We start from the raw sequence: 20783 nt of genomic DNA, 5'->3' as shown, positions 1-20783 counted from the left end.
CATCAATCTCGCACATATCGGAATCAGTCCTCTAATGAGCTGTTGTAAGCCAGATCGATCAGATCGTCGATATCCAGCGCGTCAATTGAGTCGTCCGCGATGCTCTGATCGATCTCGTCATATCTCTCCTGGCCCTGCGCAAGCTTCATAAGCGCATCCAGCAGACCCGCGTCGCGGAGACGGGCGAGCGGAATTGTCTGAAGGGCTCGACGAATATCGTTTTCCGGTAGATCTGCCGACTCGTCCGGGCTGTGGTCGGTGAGTTCCTCGCCGAGGTGGTCGGCCAGGGCCTTCGGTGTCGGATAGTCGAACACCAGAGTCGCGGGCAGCTGTAAACCCGTCACAGCTTTCAGGGCATTACGGAACTCGACCGCAGTGACCGAATCGAAGCCCAACTCACTGAACGCCTTGTCCACCTCTATCGCATTCGTGTTCTGATGCCCCAGAATCACCGCGACCTGGCCGCGAACAATCTCCACCAACACACCGAAACGCTCGTTCTCCGGGGTATCGGCCAAACGAGCACGTAACGCCGCAGCCGCGCTCAAGGCTGCTTTACGACGCTGCGGGATCAGATCAGCGAACAATGGCGAGGCCGACCCCGCGGCGCGAATGCTGTCCAGATCCAAACGGGCCGGGACCAGCATCGCCGCATCGATCCGAGTCGCCACGTCGAACAGTGCGAGGCCTTGTTCCTCCGATAGCGGCAGCACACCGGAGCGAGATATCCGCTGGCGGTCAACAGCATCGAGTTCACCGGCCATCCCGCCGTCCATGCCCCACAAACCCCACGCAAGGGACTGCCCACACCGACCGGACACCCTGCGATGCGCCGCCAACGCATCCAAACACGCGTTGGCCGCCGCATAGTTACCTTGCCCAGCGTTGCCGAACGTGCCTGCCACCGAACTGAACAACACGAACGCCTTCAGCGGGAGGTCCTGAGTCAATTCATGCAGGTGCAGGGCGGCATCGACCTTGGGTCCCAATACCGTGTCCAACCGGTCCGGGGTAAGCGAACCGATCGCACCGTCATCGAGCACGCCGGCCAGATGGAACACACCCGTAAGTGGATGACCGGCAGGAACATTGGCCAGTACCGCAGCCAACGCACTGCGATCAGCGGCATCGCACGAGACGAACTCGACCTCCGCACCGAGATGCTGCAACTCCGCTCGCAGCTCGGTCGCGCCGGGGGCGGATTCACCGCGACGGCTCAACAGCAGCAAGCGGCGGACACCGCGGGTGGCAACCAGATGCCGGGCGAACAACCCACCGAGCAACCCACCCGCACCGGTGACCAGAACAGTATCGTCCGGACCGAAAGCGGTTTCCACGGCAGCGGTGTCCGCAGTGGAAACCGCTCGGCCCAACCGCACAGCGTGTACTTGCCCATCCCGCACAGCCACCTGAGGTTCGGCAGCAGCCACCACCCCACCCAGCAAGCCGGCATCGTCGGAGTCGGTATCGATCAACACGATCCGGCCAGGATGTTCGGTCTGTGCGGACCGAACCAGACCACACACCGCGGCACCGGCAAGGTTTGTAATGTCTTCCCCGACTACCGATACCGCACCGCTGGTCCGGACCACCAACACCGAATCGGCGAACCGAGGCGCTGTCGTCCAGGCCTGAAGTACCTGCAGAACATCGTGGGTCGCGGAATGAACAGCAGCCGGATCATTACCTGTCGGACAGTCCAACACCACCACTGCGGGGACATCATCACCTAGATCCCCCCACCCCACTGCGGTCACCTCGGCTTCGGGCACCGAGATCGGTGTCCAGCCGATCCGGAACAACGCATTCCTGGCAGGCGACCCACCAGCAGTGAGTTGCGCGGGATCTATCGGTCGAGACGCGAAATGCCGCACGGATGCCACCGGGACACCGGTCGAATCCGCGAGATCCAGCACGACACCGTTCTCACCCACCCGAGTGAGTCGAACACGCAACGCATCGGCCCCAGCCGCATACACGCTGACACCTGACCACTCGAACGGCAGGGCAACTTCATCCGCAGGCATATCCACTGCTGCTGAACGCAAAGCATGCAAAGCCGCATCGAGCAACGCGGGGTGCACACCGAACCCACCTGCGTCAGAGCGGGCTTGTTCGGGCAAAGCGACCTCGGCATAGATTCCCTCGGTCCCACGCCACACCGATGTCAATGCCTGAAACACCGGACCGTACTGATAGCCCTGCGCGTCGAGCGAGTCGTAAACACCATCGATATCAACAGCAGTGGCGCCAACCGGCGGCCACGAAGACAGATCGAAATCAGCCTCCGTCTCACCCACGGCAAGCACACCTTCAGCGTGCAATGTCCACGATGGTCTCGTATCGACATCGCCGTCCGGGCAGGAGAAGACCCGCACTGGTCGATGACCCGCCTCGTCCTGGTCACCGATCACGACACGCACCGCAACGCCACCGGACTCCGGCAACACCAAGGGAGCTTGCAGAACCAGCTCCTCGAGCATGGAGCAGCCGACCTGTTCCCCGGCATGCAAAACGAGTTCGACAAAGCCGGTCCCGGGGAACAACACCGTGTCCATCACCTTGTGATCGGCCAGCCACGGATGCGTCTGCACCGACAAACGACCGCTCAGAGCGACGCCGTCGGAATCCGGTTGCGACACCATCGTCGAAACCAAAGGATGCCCGGTAGCCACAAAACCCATCGCCCGAGCCCCACCATTGGCAGCAGCGGACCCTTCGGCCATCCAATACCGCCGACGCTGGAAAGCGTAGGTGGGCAGGTCGATTCGCTGGGCTCCCGTACCGGAGTACAGGCCAGCCCAGTCCACCTCGGCACCCGAGACGAACAAACCCGCGACCCCACCCAACAAGGTAGAAGCATCAGCCCGATCCCGACGCGCCAACGCCACCACCGTTGGAGCCGCACCCGTAGCTGCGGTTGTCTCCCCACCATCGATGATCTGGTTGACCATCGGAAACAGCACGGCATCCGGTCCGACCTCGGCGAACCGCACCACACCCGAATCCCTGGCCGTTCGAACAGCATCAGCGAATCGCACCGTGTCACGAACCTGACCCACCCAATACGACGGATCCGACATCTCATCGACAACCTTCGCGCCGGTCACCGTCGACACCAACGGCAAACTCGGCCGAGCGAACACCAAACCCTCAATAGCCGTGGCGAACTCGGCCAGCATCGGCTCCATCAACACCGAATGGAAAGCATGCGAAACACGCAACCGCTTCGTCCGCCAACCACGCTCGACACACGCCTCGACAACAGCCGAGACCGCATCCTCGACACCTGAGACCACCACCGACGACGGACCATTCACCGCCGCAATCGACACCCCACCAACCAGCAGCGGCAGCACGTCGGACTCCGAGGCACCCACAGCGACCATCGCCCCACCAGCGGGTAGAGCCTGCATCAACCGGCCACGCGCAGCCACCAACACACACGCATCCACCAACGACAACACCCCCGCCACATGCGCAGCAGCCACCTCACCGATCGAATGACCAGCCACCACATCTGGGCGAACACCCCACGACTCCAGCAGACGGAACAACGCCACCTCGAACGCGAACAACCCCGCCTGCGCAAACACCGTCCGATCAACCAGATCCTCGGACGACAGAGCCACGCTCAACGAAACCTGCTGTCCCAGTAGCGGATCCAGCTGCGCGACGATCGCGTCGAAATGCTCGGCGAACACCGGATACGTACCGCGCAACTCAGTAGCCATACCCGCCCACTGCGCACCCTGACCGGAAAACACCACACCCGTGGAACCGGCCACCACCCGACCCGACACCACACCAGGAACAGATTCGCCACGACCCAACGCCTGCGTACCGGCCCGCAGACCATCACGCTCGGCCGACAACACCACGGCCCGATGATCGAACAACACCCTCGAAGTCACCAGCGAAAAACCGATGTCGATCGGATCCTGGTAATCATCGGCGATACGCGATGCCAGACGCCGGGCCTGCTCACCAAGAGCCTCACCACTGCGCGCCGAAACCACCCACGGCAACACAGCCGGGGCGGTCTCGACCACCGGCACCGAGTCGGCCACCGGAGCCTGCTCCGCCACCGGCACAGCCTCGGTGACCTGAGCCTGCTCCAGGATGAGGTGAGCATTCGTGCCACTGATGCCGAACGACGACACACCAGCCCGACGTGGCCGACCGGTCACCGGCCACGACTGTGACTCGGTCAACAACTCGATATTGCCTTGGGACCAATCGACTTTCGTACTCGGCTGATCAACATGCAGCGTTTGCGGCAACACGCCATGACGCATCGCCATCACCATCTTGATCACACCACCCACACCCGCAGCAGCCTGAGCATGACCGATATTGGACTTCAACGACCCCAACCACAACGGACGATCCCGATCCTGCCCATACGTCGCCAACAACGCCTGAGCCTCGATCGGATCACCCAAAGTGGTACCCGTGCCGTGGGCTTCGACCACATCCACCTCGACCGGTGACACTCCGGCATTCGCCAACGCCTGCCGAATCACCCGACGCTGCGACGGACCGTTCGGCGCGGTCAAACCATTCGACGCGCCATCCTGATTCACCGCCGAACCAGCAATAACGGCCAACACCTCATGACCATTGCGCCGGGCATCGGAAAGTCGCTCCAACACCAGGACGCCGACACCCTCGGACCACCCGACGCCATCGGCGGCATCGGCGAAGGGTTTACACCGACCGTCCGGCGACAATCCCCGCTGACGGCTGAACTCCACAAAGGTTTCGGGTGTAGCCATCACCGCCACACCCCCGGCCAACGCCAGATCACACTCCCCCGACCGCAACGACTGGGCAGCCAGATGCATCGCGACCAGCGACGACGAGCACGCCGTATCGACCGTGACCGACGGTCCCTCGAAACCGAAAACATACGACACTCGACCGGATGCAATAGATCCCGAATTCGCGTTGGCCGGATAGTCGTGGAATGTCATGCCGGTGAAGACCCCGGTCGAGCTGCCGCGCAACGAAACCAGATCGACACCGGACCGTTCCAATGCCTCCCACGAGGTCTCCAGCAGCAACCGCTGCTGCGGATCCATCATCGTCGCCTCATTGGGACTGATCCCGAAGAAGTCCGCATCGAAATCGGCTGCCGAATAAAGGAATCCACCCTGACGGGTGTAGGTCTTGCCGGCTTTGCCGGGCTCCGGATCGTAGATGCCTTCGATGTCCCAGCCACGATCCACCGGCAACTCGCCGGTGGTATCGATCCCGTCGGCAACCAACCGCCACAGGTCCTCCGGCGAGGCCACCCCACCCGGATACCGACAACTCATCGCAACAATCGCGATCGGATCATCGTCAACCCGAACCCGACCGACCACACCTTCATCAACAACCACGGTGCCACTGAGTTCGGAATCAATGAACTGGGCAACAGCCTGCGGATTCGGATAATCGAAGGTAAGGGTGGCCGGTAACTGTAGGCCGGTCGCGGTATTGAGTTTGTTGCGGAACTCGACAGCACCGAGCGAATCGAACCCCAATTGCTGGAAAGCCCGCTGCGGCTCAACAGCATCCATAGAGGGATGCCCGAGAACCCCGGCGGCTACCGATCGAACCAACTCCAGCACAGCGATACGACGATCAGCATCCGACAAACCGACCAGATCATCCAGAAAACCTTGACCCACTGCTGAGGCTGTCGGGTGACGACGCGCAGAGACCGGAGCAATGGCGCGGAGCAATGCCGGAATCTGCTCGCCCCGGGTTCGAAGCACCGCCGGATCAACCCGCAACGCCACCACCTGAGCGGTATCGGTGGCTATCGCCGAATCGAACAGCGCCAGACCCTCGGCCTCGGTCAGAGCAGGAAGACCCTGCCTGCGCATCCGCTCGAAATCAGCCTCGGACAACTCCATACCGAGCCCGCTCGACCGCGCCCACAACCCATAATCCACCGACGTCGCAGGCAACCCCGAACTGCGGCGATACGCCGCTAAGGCATCCAGAAAAACATTCGCCGCAGCATAATTCGCCTGACCAGCCGCCAGAACAAGCCCACCGGCTGAAGACAACAACACGAACAACGACAACGAATGATCACGAGTGAGCTCGTGCAGATGCCACGCCGCATCGACCTTCGGCCCGAAGACATAGTCGATCCGGTCCGGGGTGATCGACTCGACCAGACCGTTATCAACAGTCCCCGCAGCATGAACCACCCCAACGAGGGGAGCCTCATCTGGGATGCTGTCGATCAAGACGGCCAGTGCATCCCGATCGGACACATCACATGCGGTGACGGTCACCTGCGCACCCAACTCCACCAGTTCATCACGCAACGCAACAGCGCCAGGAGCATCCAGACCACGCCGAGACGTCAAAAGCAGATGAGCCACACCATGCTCGGTAACAAGATGCCGAGCGATCAACGCACCCAAACCACCTGTACCACCGGTAATCAGCACGGTGCCGGGCTCTGCCAGCCGAACAACCTCGCCAGCTGCGTGACGACTCAACCGCGGAACCAACACAGCCCCACCACGCAACGCGGCTTCCGGTTCCATCACAGCAGCCGCTGCCACGGCCGCGACAGCGACCGGGTCCTGATCCCAGTCGTCCCGATCCACGTCGAGAAGCTGGAACCGACCCGGATGCTCAGCCTGCGCAGCACGCAACAAACCCCACACCGGAGCCTGAGCCAAATCCACACGTTCAGAATCGGCAACGGACACAGCATGTTCGGTCACCACAACCAAACGAGAATCAGCAAAGCGAGCATCGCTCAACCACAGTCGAACAGTGTCGAGCACACCGGCCACAACATGCCGTGCCGCCTCCGGCGGCGCACCCACACCATCGGGGCACTCCAACAACACGACCTTGGGAACAACCCGACCCTCGACCGCATCCAGATCAGAAATCAACGCCGCAAGATCACCAAAACGCGGCACACCCCCAAAACCCTGACCAGCACCCAACACCGCAACACGTTCCGGCTCAACAGCCACCACCGACTGCCGAACAGCAACCCAATCCACACCGAACAGCGACTCCGACACCGGGTCCGCGTTCAGACGATCGACCACACCCAAGCCAAGGGATTCGACTCCATCCGGCGCGAGCCAATAGCGACGTCGCTCGAAGGCATAGGTGGGCAACGACACTCGCGAGACCGAGCGAGCGGCGAAGAACACCGTCCAGTCGACATCGACGCCAACCGCGTGCGCGTGTGCCAGGCCGTTCACGAGCTGCTCGACCTCGGCCCGCCCTCGACGTGCTCCGGCAACCACCGCCGACTGCGACTCGATATCTTCGGGCAAGCATTGACGGGCCATCGCCGTCAGCACCGCATCCGGACCGATCTCCAGGAATCGACGCACGCCCGCGGCCACCAGAGTGTCCACACCCTGGGCGAACCGAACGGCCGCCCGCACCTGCTGGACCCAGTAAGCGGGTTCCAGCACTTCATCTCCCGCAATGCGGCCGGATAGATTCGATACCAGTGGAATCTGTGGGCGGTGATAGGTCACATCCCGTGCGACAGACTCGAACTCGGCCAGCATCGGTTCCATCCGGTGTGAATGGAACGCATGCGACACCTTCAAGCGCGATGTCTTCCGCCCGCGGTCGGCGAACCGCTGCTCGAGCGCCGTCACCGCGTCCTCGTCACCGGAAACGACAACGGCTACCGGCGAATTCACCGCGGCAATGGACACCCGGTGCGCATCGTCGACGAGCGCCTCGGATACCTCGAGCTCGCTCGCCGCGATGGCCAGCATTGCGCCGCCTTCCGGCAGCTGCCCCATGAGGCGACCACGCGCGGCGACCAGTCGGCACGCGTCCGGTAGCGACCACACGCCGGCGATATACGCCGCGGCCAGCTCACCGATCGAATGTCCGATCAGGACATCCGGTGTCACACCGAACGAGTCCAAGAGCCGGCACAGCGCGACTTCGTATGCGAACAGCGCGGGTTGGGTGAACTCCGTCCGATCCAGCACACCGGCATCAGCATGGTCAGCGCCGCCAGCAACCAGCTGACCGGTGAACATCAACTGTTTCAGCGAACCGCCCAGTAGTGGATCGAACTGCGCGCAGACCTCATCCAACGCCGAAGCGAACACCGGGAACGCTTCATACAGTTCACGTCCCATCCCGACCCGCTGCGCGCCCTGCCCGGTGCACAGGAAGGCTGCCTTACGCGTGAGCGCCTGCCCCGTCGCCACGCCATTGGCGGAGCTCGCCGATCCGTGTTCGGCCAGCGCTGCCAGTCCGGCGAGCATCGTGTCCCGGTTGCCGCCCACCACCGTGCCCCGCCAGTCCAGTTGGGCGCGGGTCGTCAACAGTGAATAGCCGATATCGTCGACTGTCAGGTCGGGGTGTTCGGTCACCCAGTGCAGCAGTTTGGCTGCCTGCGCACGCAGGCCGGCCTCGGTTTTCGCCGATACCAGCCATGGGGCGACTCCGGACGCCACTGCACCGCGATCGGCGGCATCGTCCGCCGGTCCGGCAGGGGCCGGCTCCGGAACGGGAGCCTCTTCCAGAATCACGTGAGCGTTGGTACCGCTGGCGCCGAAGGAGGACACGCCGACGCGACGCACCCGCTCCCCTGCTGGCCACGGTTCCGGCGTGGTGAGCAGCCGCACCGTTCCTGCCGACCAATCCACATGCGGGGTCGGCGCATCGACATGCAGTGTCGCGGGCAGCATTTCGTGTCGCAATGCCTGGACCATCTTGATCACACCGCCGACACCGGCTGCGGCGGAGGTGTGTCCGATATTCGACTTGAGCGAGCCGATACGCAGCGGATCTCCGGCACGATCGCGACCGTAGGCACCGATCAACGCCTGCGCCTCGATCGGGTCGCCGAGGGAGGTGCCGGTGCCGTGCGCCTCGACCACATCGATGTCGGCGGGCGTCAGACCGGCATTCGCGAGGGCCTGCGCGATCACCTTTTCCTGCGAAGGACCGTTCGGCGCGGTCAGCCGGTTGCTTGCGCCGTCCTGGTTGACCGCGCTGCCACGGATGACCGCGAGGACATGGTGGCCGTTGCGGCGTGCGTCGGACAATCGCTCGACCACGAGCATGCCGAGGCCCTCGGAGAATCCTGTCCCGTTCGCCGCTGCCGCGAATGCCTTGCACCGAGCGTCCGGGGACAGCGCACGCTGCCGGGCGAAAGCGATCAGCAGGGTGGGGTCGGACATCACGGTGACCCCACCGACCAGGGCGAGCGAGGTGTCTGCCTGACGCAATGCCTGGCAAGCGAGGTGCAGGGCAACCAGCGACGACGAGCACGCGGTGTCCACCGACAGTGCCGGACCTTTGAATCCGAAGGTGAAGGCGACGCGCCCGGAGAGGACGGCGGCCGAAACCCCCGGGTAGGCATGGCCTTCCGACTCAGCGGCCAGGCCCGGCGAACCCACGCGGGGGCCGTAGTCCTGGTGCATCACGCCGGCGAACACACCGGTATCGCCGCCGCGCAGCGATACCGGATCAATGCCGGCGTCCTCCAACGCCTCCCAGGCCGCTTCCAGGAACAGACGCTGCTGCGGATCCATCGCCGCGGCCTCGCGCGGACCTATTCCGAAGAATCCCGGATCGAAATCGCCTGCCGCATCCAGGAATCCGCCTTCCCGGGTGTAGATGGTCCCGGGCGTATCGGGGTCGGTGTCGAACAGCCGCTCGAGGTCCCAGCCCCGGTCGGTCGGAAAAGGACCGACGGCGTCGGTGCTGGCGGCGACCAACTCCCACAGCTGCGCCGGAGTTTCGACGCCGCCGGGGTATCGACAGCTCATGCCTACGATCGCGATCGGTTCGCTGGCACGTTCTTCCAAGTGCTGGATGTGTTTCTTGGCGGCGCGCAGATCGCCGGTGAGCTTCCTCAGATACCGACTGAGCCGTTCCTCGTTGCTGGTGTCGGGGTTGCTCATGCTGGGCCAAACTCCTCGTCGATCAGATCCAAGAGCTCACTGTCGGAAGAAAATTCGAGATCGTCGTAGTCGCGGTCCGACCACTTGCCCCCCAGGAAGGTGCGCAGGCGCTCGTTGACGCCCCGCAATCCGGCGACGGTCTCGTCGTTGTCGCTGCCGTTGGCGATAATCCGCTCGAGCAGGGACTCGAGCCGCGCGATGTCGTCGGGCACCGCCGACGACGGTTGCGTGGGCGCCGTAACCGTCGTCTGCGCCAGCAGGTAGTCGGCGATATCTCCCGCGGTCGGGTAGTCGAACACCAAGGTCGAGGGCAGCGACAGCCCCGTTACCTTCGTAAGCCGGTTCCGGAACTCGACGCCGCCGAGGGAATCGAAGCCGAGTTCATCGAAGCCACGATCGGGCCCGATGTCGTCGGCCGAGCCGTAACCCAGCACCGCCGCCACGTTTTCGCGCACCAGGTCGAGGACGACCCCACGCCGCTTCGCCTCCGCCACACCGTGCAGACGCTCCCCGAGCGAGGGTTCGCCCTTCGATGTCGTGGCCGAGCGGCCGCGGGCGCGAACGAACCCGCGCAGCACAGCCGGTACCGGACCGGTGTGCGCTTGCAGGCGCAGTTTGTCGGTATCCAGGTGCACCAGCGCTGATACCGGTTCTGCGGTGGTCAGCGATTCATCGAACAACCGCAGACCGTCGGTGCGGTCCAGCGGGGCCAGGCCCATACGGTCCAGTCGGCCCATGGCGGTGCGATCCAAAGCGCCGGTCATGCCGATGTCGCGCTGCCACGGCCCCCAGGCGAGTGAGAGCGCCGGTAGTCCCTCGGCGCGGCGTTGCACAGCCAGGGCGTCCAGGAAACTGTTCGCGGCAGCGTAATTCGCTTGCCCCGCGGAACCGATCATTCCGGCAATCGAGGAGAACAGCACGAACGCCGACAGGTTCATGTCCCGAGTGAGCTCGTGCAGATGCCACGCCGCATCGGCTTTAGGAGCGAACACCCGATCGACCTGGTCGCTGGTGAGCGTGTGGAACGTGCCGTCATCGAGTACGCCAGCGGCGTGCACGATACCGGTTAGCGGGTACTCCGCGGGAAGGCTGAACAGCAGATCTCGAAGCGCGTCGCGGTCGGTGACATCGCAGGCGGCGACTCGCACCTCGGCGCCGAGTCGGGACAGTTCCGCCGCGAGTTCCCGCGCGCTGTCCGCCCGCTCGCCACGGCGAGATACCAGCAGCAGTCGTCGCACACCATGCGCGGTCACCAAATGCTGGGCCAGCAGCGCGCCCAATCCGCCTGTCCCGCCGGTGATCAGAACGGTCCCGGACCCGAACGACACTTTCTCCACGGCCGGGGAGGTCACCGCCTCCAGTCGCGGTGCCAGGATGCGGTCGCCCCGCAATGCCACCTGCGTCTCTCCGGTCGATATCGCCGCTCGGATCGAGTCGGCCGAAACGTGCGCACCACCGGATTCATCCGCGTCGAGCAGCACAATTCGCTCCGGATACTCGGTCTGAGCGCTACGTATCAGCCCCCATACCGCAGCCGATGCGGTGTCCGGCGCCTCATCGGGCAGGGCTGCCGCACGCCTGGTCACCACGACCAGCTGCGACCGTGCGAACCGCTCGTCGGCCAACCAGCCGCCGACCATGTGCAAGGCGGCAGTCACCCGCTCGCTTGCGGATGGCTGCGAATCATCGTGCAGCGCAGCGGCTTCGGACCAAACTACGACGTCCGGGACGGTCGCAGCCGAAGCGAGCGTCGCCAGATCCGGATACCGCTCATCGATTCCGGTCACTTGCGCGGCTCCGAGCACGGCTGCGCTCATGGCCGGGGTGAGTCCATCGGCCATCCCGACCGCCGCCCAGCGCAACCCATACCGCGCCGCACGTCCACCGGCCAGCGTGGCGCGGAACTGCTGCACGTCGTAGGAGCGCATGACCACTTCGTCGATGGAAACCACCGGAGTTCCGTCCTGGTCGACGGCCACGACGGTGATCGCCTCACTGCTGCGCTGGACGGCCATCACCCGCAACGTCCTGACCTTGGACGTGGTGTGGAATTGCGTTCCGCCCCAACGGAACAAGAGTTTGCCCTCAGCGGGATTGCTCGTGTGGTCGGGCCAGATCAAACAGGCCATTCCGGCATGCATCACCATGTCGAACAGCGCCGGATGCAGCTGGAACCGTTCGGCCGGGATTTCCTGGTTCAGGGTGACCTCGGAGAACACCGTGCCACCACTGCGCCATGCGGCATCGATGCCGATGAACGAGGCACCGTATTCCAGTCCGGCGACCCGCGCCGCCTGGGCCGGAATCCAGTCGGTGTCCACCGGTTCGGCGTCGACCGGCGGCCACGGCTCGTTTCGCAGCATGTCCACAAGTCCGATATCGATCAGCTGTCGACCGCTCAACACGCCACTGGCGTTTCGCGTCCACTCGCCGTCCGCGACGCCGGTACGGCGGTAGTGGAACGTGAACGATCGACGTCCCGCGGGATCCGGTTCCCGCACCAGGACCTGGAGTTCGACATCGCCGTCTGCCGGCGGGAGGATCGGCGCCTCGAGGGTGAGCTCGTCCACGGCGCTGCATCCGATCCGCCGTGCTGCGACCAGCAGCATCTCCATGAGCGCGGCACTGGGGACGAGCACCACACCGTAAGTAGTGTGGTCGGCGATCCATGGATGGGTGTGCAGCGAAAGCCGCCCGCTGAACAACCACTCGTCGCGGTCGGCCACGCGCACCGCATCGGTGAGCAGCGGGTGTTCCGAGGTCGCGTTCCTGGGCTCCCCGAGGCGGGGTTCGAGCCAGTACCGCCGATGTTCGAAGGCGTAGGTGGGCAAGGCAACTCGTGACACCTGGCGGGCGGTGAACAGCACATCCCAGTCGACCGCCACGCCAGCGGTGTGAGCTTGGCCGAGCATCGTCAGGAACTGCTCGACCTCGTCGTGATCCCGACGGGCCGCCGCGGCGACCAGCGATCGAGCCTCGATATCCGCGGCGAGCGATTGCCGTGTCAGCGCCGCCAGCACCGCGTCGGGCCCGACTTCGAGGAACCGGCGCACGCCCGACGCCACCAGCGTCTCGACACCGGACGCGAAACGGACCGCGGCGCGCACCTGCGACGCCCAGTACCCCGGATCCAAGATCTCGTCGCCGCCGATCCGGCCAGAGATGTTCGACACCAACGGAATCCGCGGGGTGTTGAAAGTTACTCCGGCCGCCACGGTCTCGAACTCGGCCAGCATCGGCTCCATCCGATGTGAATGGAACGCATGCGACACCCGCAAACGGCTCGTCTTGCGCCCCTGCTCGGCGAAGAGCCGATCGATTTCGGCAACGGCCTGCTCGTCGCCCGAGACCACCACAGCCGCAGGCGCATTCACCGCTGCCACCGACACCCGATCACCGAATCCGGCTATCGTCGCGCCGACTTCGGTCTCGGACGCGGCGACCGCGAGCATCGCACCACCCGCCGGCAGCGCCGCCATCAGCCGCCCTCGTGCCGCGACCAGCTCGCAGGCGTCTTCCAGTGACCACACACCGGCCACATATGCCGCGGCCAGTTCACCGACAGAGTGCCCGATCACCATATCCGGGACGAGTCCGAACGACTCCAACAGCCGATACAGCGCCACTTCGAACGCGAACAAAGCGGGCTGGGTCAATCGTGTCCGATCCAGCAACCCGCTCTCCGCGGCGACTCCCTGATCGTCGATCAGGTGTCCGGTGAACATCGCTTGCTTCAGTGAACATCCCAGCAGTGGATCGAACTGGGCACACACCTCCTCCAGCGCTGCGGCGAATACCGGGAAGGCCTCGGATAGGCCGGCGCCCATACCGACCCGCTGCGCGCCCTGACCGGTGAACAGGAAGGCGGTCTTCCCGGAGCCCACCGTGCCGGAAACCACTCCGGCCGAGGCGGAACCGACGGCCAACTTCGCCAGCCGCGCCATCAGTTCCTCGCGATCACCGCCGATGACGGCGGCCCGCCACTCGTGCTGCGCACGCGTCGTCGCCAGCGAATACGCCACATCCGCCGGATCGGCATCGGGGTGATCGATCAGCCACGTGTGCAGTTTCGCCGCCTGTGCCCGGATCGCGGGCTGATTCTTGGCCGACACCAGCCATGGCACCACCGCGCGCGGGCGGTCGGAATCCGGTGGTGAGACGACCGACCGTGGGGTGGGCGCTTCCTCGATGATCGCGTGGGCGTTGGTGCCGCTGACTCCGAACGACGACACACCGGCCCGGCGAACCGTCCCCCCTGTGCGCCACGGTTCCGGCTCGGTCAGCAGGCGCACCGCACCGGCGGACCAATCCACGTGCGGGGACGGTTCTTCCGCGTGCAAGGTCGCGGGCAGGGTTTCGTATCGCAGCGCCTGCACCATCTTGATCACGCCACCGACACCGGCGGCTGCGACGGTGTGGCCGATATTCGATTTGATCGATCCGATTCGCAATGGCTCCCGATCGCCACGATCGTGCCCGTATGCCGCGATCAACGCGTTGGCTTCGATGGGATCGCCCAGGGTGGTGCCGGTCCCGTGAGCTTCCACCGCATCCACGTCAGCGGGGGTGAGCCCGGCATTCGCAAGGGCCTGCGCGATCACTCGCTCCTGCGACGGACCGTTCGGCGCGGTCAAGCCGTTGCTCGCACCGTCCTGGTTCACCGCCGTCCCACGCACGAGGGCGAGGACGTTGTGCCCCAGGCGCCGGGCGTCGGAAAGCCGCTCCAGCACCAGCACGCCGACGCCCTCGGAGAACGCGACGCCATCGGCCGCGGCGGAGAACGCCTTGCAACGTCCATCGGGCGACAGACCGCGCTGCCGCGCGAAATCGACATAGAGGTAAGGACTTGCCGCGACGGTCACACCGCTCGCCAGCACCATCGAGCTCTCCCCCTGGCGCAGCGCCTGGCAGGCCAGGTGCAGCGAGACCAGCGACGATGAGCACGCGGTGTCCACGGTGACCGCGGGCCCCTCCAGACCGAGGACATAGGCCACCCGCCCGGACATCACGCTGCTCGTGGTACCGGTGAGCCGGTAGCCCTCCAGATCGCCGACTACGCGATCGACGTAGCCCGAGTACCCCGCTCCGACGAACACGCCGGTGTCACTGCCGCGCAACGACACCGGATCGATCCCCCCGTGCTCCAACGCCTCCCACGACACCTCCAGCAACAATCGCTGCTGCGGATCCATCGCGGACGCCTCCCGCGGGCTGATCCCGAAGAAACCCGGATCGAAATTGCCTGCGTCATAGAGGAATCCGCCGCGGTGGGTGTAGACCGTACCGGGCTTGTCCGGATTCGAATCGAACAATCGCTCCAGATCCCAGTGGCGATCCGAGGGGAAATCGCCGGTCGCGTCGGTTCCGGAGGCAACGAGATCCCAGAGCTCATCCGGTGATTCGACACCGCCGGGGAACCGGCAGGCCATCCCCACGATCGCGATCGGCTCGTCGGCTCGCACCCGGCGCACAGTCTTCTTGACGGGCTCGCCCACCGTCGTCGGCTGGACGCGCGACTGCACCAGCTTCGCCACGGCTGCGGGGGTCGGATGGTCGAACACCAAGGTCGACGGCAACTGCACACCGGTGGCCTTGGCCAGCCGGTTACGGAACTCCACCGCACCCAGCGAATCGAAACCGATCTCATCGAAGGGCTGATCGGGCCTGATATCGGCCCCCGAGTCGTGCCCGAGCACTGCGGCGACCTGGTCGCGCACCATCTCCAGCACTACCTCGCCACGTTGCGCCTCCGGCACCCCGGCCAACCTCGCGCCCAATGAACCCGCCGCGTGTCCTGCCGTGGTCTGCACCGGATGCGCTGAACGCCGCACGAATCCACGCAGCACCGCGGGAACCACCGCCACATCGGTGGCACGACGCAAGACACTCGCGTCGAACCGGATCGGCGCCAGCCGCGCGACCGCGTGCGCGACGGCCTCATCGAACAGGCGCAGACCTTGCACATCGGCGAGCTGTCCCAGCCCCAGCCGCTCCCAGCGCACCAGAGCGGTGCGGTCGAGCTCGCCGGTCATCCCGCTGCCCTGATTCCACGGCCCCCACGCCAACGACGTCGCAGCCAGCCCCGCCGCTCGCCGCTGCTGCGCCAACGCATCCAGGAAACCGTTCGCCGCAGCATAATTGCCCTGCCCGGGCGAACCGAGCACTCCCGCGACCGACGAGAACATGACGAACGCCGACAAGTCACGATTGCGGGTCAGCTCGTGCAGATGCCACGCCCCGTCGACCTTCGGTGCCAACACCCGATCCACCTGCGCACCGGTCAACGACTCGACGGTGCCGTCGTCGAGCACCCCGGCGGTATGGACGATGGCGGTCAATCCGACAGCCGGATCGATGCTGTCCAATAGCTCGCACACCGCATCGCGGTCCGCGATGTCGCACGCGACCACCTGAGCGTCGGCCCCCGACTGCGCCAGTTCGGCGACCAGCTCGGCGGCGCCCGCCGCCTCGGGTCCCCGGCGCGAGGTCAGCACCAGCCTGCGCACGCCGTGTTCGGCCACGAGATGGCGGGCGAACAACGCACCCAGCCCACCCGTGCCACCGGTGATCAACACCGTCCCGTCCCCGAACGATGATGGCGCACCGGTGCCCACCGACGCGGACACGCGCGTCAGCCGGGGAACCAGAACCTCCCCACCACGCACCGCGACCTGCGATTCACCCGACCGCAACACCGCCCGGATGCGATCGACAGCCAACGGCCGGGCAGGGTCCTCGTCGATGAGGACGAACCGCTCGGGATGCTCGGACTGCGCGCTGCGCATCAGCCCCCACACCGAAGCAGCGACCAACTCCGGAACCTCGCCGGGCAACCCCGCACCGCCCGCCGTGACCACCACCAACCGAGCATCGGACAAACGTTCCTGCGCAAGCCAAGCCTTCAGCAACGCAAGCGTGCCGAGCACCCCCGCCCGCACCACTGGCGCAACATCGGCCGCATCATCGGCGGACGGCTCGGTCGGCCGCCACACAACCACATCCGGAACATGTTCAGCCGCAACAACATCGGCGACCGATCCATAGAACGCATCGATTCCGGGCACCGTCGTTTCCGCGAGCACCGCCATCGACAATGCGGATCGGTCGGTCGGCCCTGCCGCGGTGCGCTCCCAATGCACCTCGTACAGGCTCGCATCGTCACCGGACACAGTGCTCCGGAATTTCTTGACGTCATACGTGCGCATCACCACCGCATCGACCGACACGATCGGATTGCCGTCCGAATCGACGGCCGCGACGGAGATGGTCTCGGTTCCGGTCGCGATCGCGATGACCCGAAGCGAGGTCACCTCCGCGGGCCATTCGCCGGCTGTCGCCGACTTGTGGAAACGCGCACCGCCCCACCGGAACAACAACCGGCCGGTATCCGGGGCGAAATCCGCATCACGCCACATCAACCGGAAGAAACCCGCGTGCATCACCAGATCCAGCAGAGCCGGATGCAGATAGTGCCGACCGGGCTCCGGCGCCGCGTCGGTATCCAGGGCGATCTCCGAGAAGACCGCGTCGCCACGTTGCCACGCGGCACGAACACCGATGAATGCCGGACCGTACTCGAGCCCGGTGCCGTATGCGATCCGCTCCGCAAGACCCGCACTGTCCACGAATTCGGCGTCGGCGGGCGGCCATTGCTCGTCGCGCAACCGCGACAGCAATACCGAATCGTTGTCCGACTGCCCGGCAAGCGCACCGGTCGCGTTGTGCACCCATTCGTCATCCGGCGACTTCCGGAAAAAGAACTCGAACTGGCGACGCCCGGACGCATCGGGCGCCTGCACCAACACCTGCAGCTCGACCTCGTCATCTCCGGTCGGCAGAATCGGCGCCTGCAGCGTGAGTTCCTCAACCACCCCGCAACCGATCCGGCCCCCCGCGACAAGAAGAAACTCGATCAACGTCGCGCTCGGCACAACCACAACACCGTAAGTCGTGTGATCGGCGATCCACGGATGAGTACGCAACGACAATCGGCCGGTGAACAACCACTCGTCGGTACCCGCCAACCCGACCACACCCGTCAAAATCGGATGATCCGACGACGACGGCGACGCGTCGCTGTTGGGCTGCAACCAGTACCGCCGGTGCTGGAATGCATACGTCGGCAACGGAACCCGCCGCACCTCCCGACCCGCGAACCACCGACGCCAATCCACCCGCACCCCCGCGACATGAACCTGCGCCGAAGCGGTAACGAACTGCACCACCTCATCGGTCGACCGACGTGATGCCGCCGCAACCGACGAAGCCGACTCGACCTCCTGGTTCTCGGCCAGACACCCACGGGTCATCGCCGCCAGCACCGCATCCGGACCCACCTCGAGGAAACGCCGCACACCCGACGCCACCAGCGACGCGATACCAGGCGCGAAACGCACCGCGGCGCGCACCTGCCGCACCCAATACTCCGGATCGGTCACCGCATCCCCGGCAACCTCACCCGACACATTCGACACAACCGGCACACTCGGCGACCGATATGCGATACCTGCTGCCACCGAACGAAACTCGGCCAACATCGGATCCATCCGCGCCGAATGGAAAGCATGGCTCACCCGCAACCGACTTGTATCGACCCCAAGAGCCGAGACCTGCCGCTCGATCACCTCGATAGCGTCGGCATCCCCCGACAGCACCGTCGACGACGGACCATTCACCGCCGCGATCGACACCCGATCACCGAAATCGGCGACAACCTCGACCGCTTGCTCCTCACCGATCGCCACGGCGAGCATCGCGCCCCCCGCGGGCAGCGCACCCATCAACCGGCCACGGGCCGCCACCAGCGCACAGGCGTCCGACAGCGACCACACGCCCGCCACATACGCGGCAGCCAACTCCCCGATCGAATGCCCGATCAACACATCCGGTGTGACACCGAACGATTCGACCAACCGGAACAACGCCACCTCGAACGCGAACAACGCAGGCTGGGTGAACTCCGTCCGATCCAACGCCCCGTCGGAACCGGCGAACATCAGATCCTTCAGCGAACGCCCCAGCAGCGGGTCGAACTGCGCGCATACCTCGTCCAACGACGCCGCGAATACCGGAAACGCGCGATACAGGTCCGCGCCCATACCGACCCGCTGTGCACCCTGACCGGTGAACAGGAAAGCCGTTTTCCCAGAGTTTGTCTTCGACTCGATGGTGTTCGGCGCGCCCGCCGCCAACTCGGCCAGACCGGCCAACAGTTCATTCCGGTCACGTCCCACGACCACACCGCGCCAGTCCAACAGCGCCCGCGACGTCGTCAACGAATGCGCCACATCCCACATACCGGCTTCGGGATCACCGATCAGCCACTGCCGCAACCGATCCGCCTGCGCGCGCAGCGCGTCCTCGGACTTGGCCGAGATCACCAGCGCAACGACATCGGATGCGATGGACTCCGCACTCATCACCCGCTCGGCCTCGGCTCCCGCCTGCGCGGCGACCGGAGCGGCGGGCGCCTCCTCCAGAATGAGGTGGGCGTTGGTGCCACTGGCCCCGAACGACGACACACCCGCCCGACGCACCCGCTCCCCCGCGGGCCACGGTTCACTGTTCTGGAGCAGCCGTACTGTCCCCGCAGACCAATCCACGTGCGGCGACGGCGCATCCACATGCAACGTCTTCGGCAACATCTCGTGCCGCATCGCCTGCACCATCTTGATCACCCCACCGACCCCCGCGGCCGCCTGGGTGTGCCCGATATTCGACTTCAGCGAACCCAGACGCAACGGTCCGCTCTCCCGCCCCTTCCCATAGACACTGATCAGTGCCGATGCTTCGATCGGATCCCCCAACTTCGTGCCGGTGCCGTGCGCCTCCACCGCGTCGACATCCGAGGCGACCAGACCGGCATTCGCCAATGCCTGCGCGACCACCCGTTCCTGTGACAGACCGCTCGGCGCGGTCAAGCCGTTGCTCGCGCCGTCCTGATTCACCGCGCTTCCGCGCACCACCGCCAGGACGGTGTGACCGAGCCGCCGGGCATCCGACAACCGCTCCAGCACCAGCATCCCGATGCCTTCGGAGAAGCCGGTACCGTCCGCAGCCGCCGCGAACGCCTTGCAGCGTGCATCGGAGGACAGCCCCCGCTGGCGCGCGAACGAGATCAGCAGGGAGGGATCCGACATCACCGTGACGCCGCCCGCCAGGGCCAGTGTGGCGTCGCCGTTGCGCAGCGCCTGGCACGCGAGGTGCATGGCCACCAGTGACGACGAGCACGCGGTATCGACCGAAATCGCTGGACCTTTGAAGCCCAAGGAGTACGCGATCCGACCGGACAGCACACTGTTCGCGACACCGAAGTAGGCGTGGCCTTCCGTCTCGCCGGTGGTCGTCGGGGAGCCGATGCGGGGACCGTAGTTCTGGTGGATGACGCCGGCGAAGACGCCGGTGCCGGTGCCGCGCAGCGATACCGGGTCGATACCGGCATCCTCCAACGCTTCCCAGGACACCTCGAGCATCAGGCGCTGCTGCGGGTCCATCGCCGCGGCCTCGCGTGGGCCGATCCCGAAAAAGGTCGCATCGAAGTCGCCGATGGAGTCGAGATATCCGCCCTCACGGGTATATACCGTGCCCGGCACATCCGGATCCTGGTTGTACAGCCGCTCCAGATCCCACCCTCGGTCGGCTGGGAAGTCCCCGACCGCGTCCACACCGTCCGCGGTCACGCGCCACAAATCCTCGGGTGACCGCACGCCGCCGGGGTACCGACAGGACATGCCGACGATGGCGATTGGCTCGGTCGACCGATCGGTGAGCTCGCGGAGTTGTTGTTTGGTCTCGTACAGCTCTTTCGCGGTCTTCTTGAGGTATTGCCGTAGCTCGTCGTTGTCGGCCATCGGTGGGGCTCCT

General features: G+C 65.3%; 2 protein-coding genes. Both read right to left on the bottom strand.

The annotated features are described in order from the left end of the window. Positions 1-23 precede the first annotated feature (23 nt). Positions 24-9920, bottom strand: coding sequence for an SDR family NAD(P)-dependent oxidoreductase (locus ACQP0C_RS09215; protein ID WP_433732451.1), 9897 nt, complete (start codon positions 9918-9920; stop codon positions 24-26). Beyond that, positions 9917-20770, bottom strand: coding sequence for an SDR family NAD(P)-dependent oxidoreductase (locus tag ACQP0C_RS09210; protein ID WP_433732450.1), 10854 nt, complete (start codon positions 20768-20770; stop codon positions 9917-9919). The genes ACQP0C_RS09215 and ACQP0C_RS09210 overlap by 4 nt, the downstream gene beginning before the upstream one ends. Between the last annotated feature and the right edge of the window lie 13 nt (positions 20771-20783).

This window comes from Nocardia sp. CA-129566 (assembly GCF_050956075.1).
Lineage (GTDB): Bacteria > Actinomycetota > Actinomycetes > Mycobacteriales > Mycobacteriaceae > Nocardia.
This window is presented reverse-complemented; position numbering and strand designations above follow the sequence as displayed.

Coding starts and splice junctions, on each gene's coding strand:
- ACQP0C_RS09215 (WP_433732451.1), bottom strand. CDS start 9,920: ATGAGCAACCCCGACACCAGCAACGAGGAACGGCTCAGTCGGTATCTG.
- ACQP0C_RS09210 (WP_433732450.1), bottom strand. CDS start 20,770: ATGGCCGACAACGACGAGCTACGGCAATACCTCAAGAAGACCGCGAAA.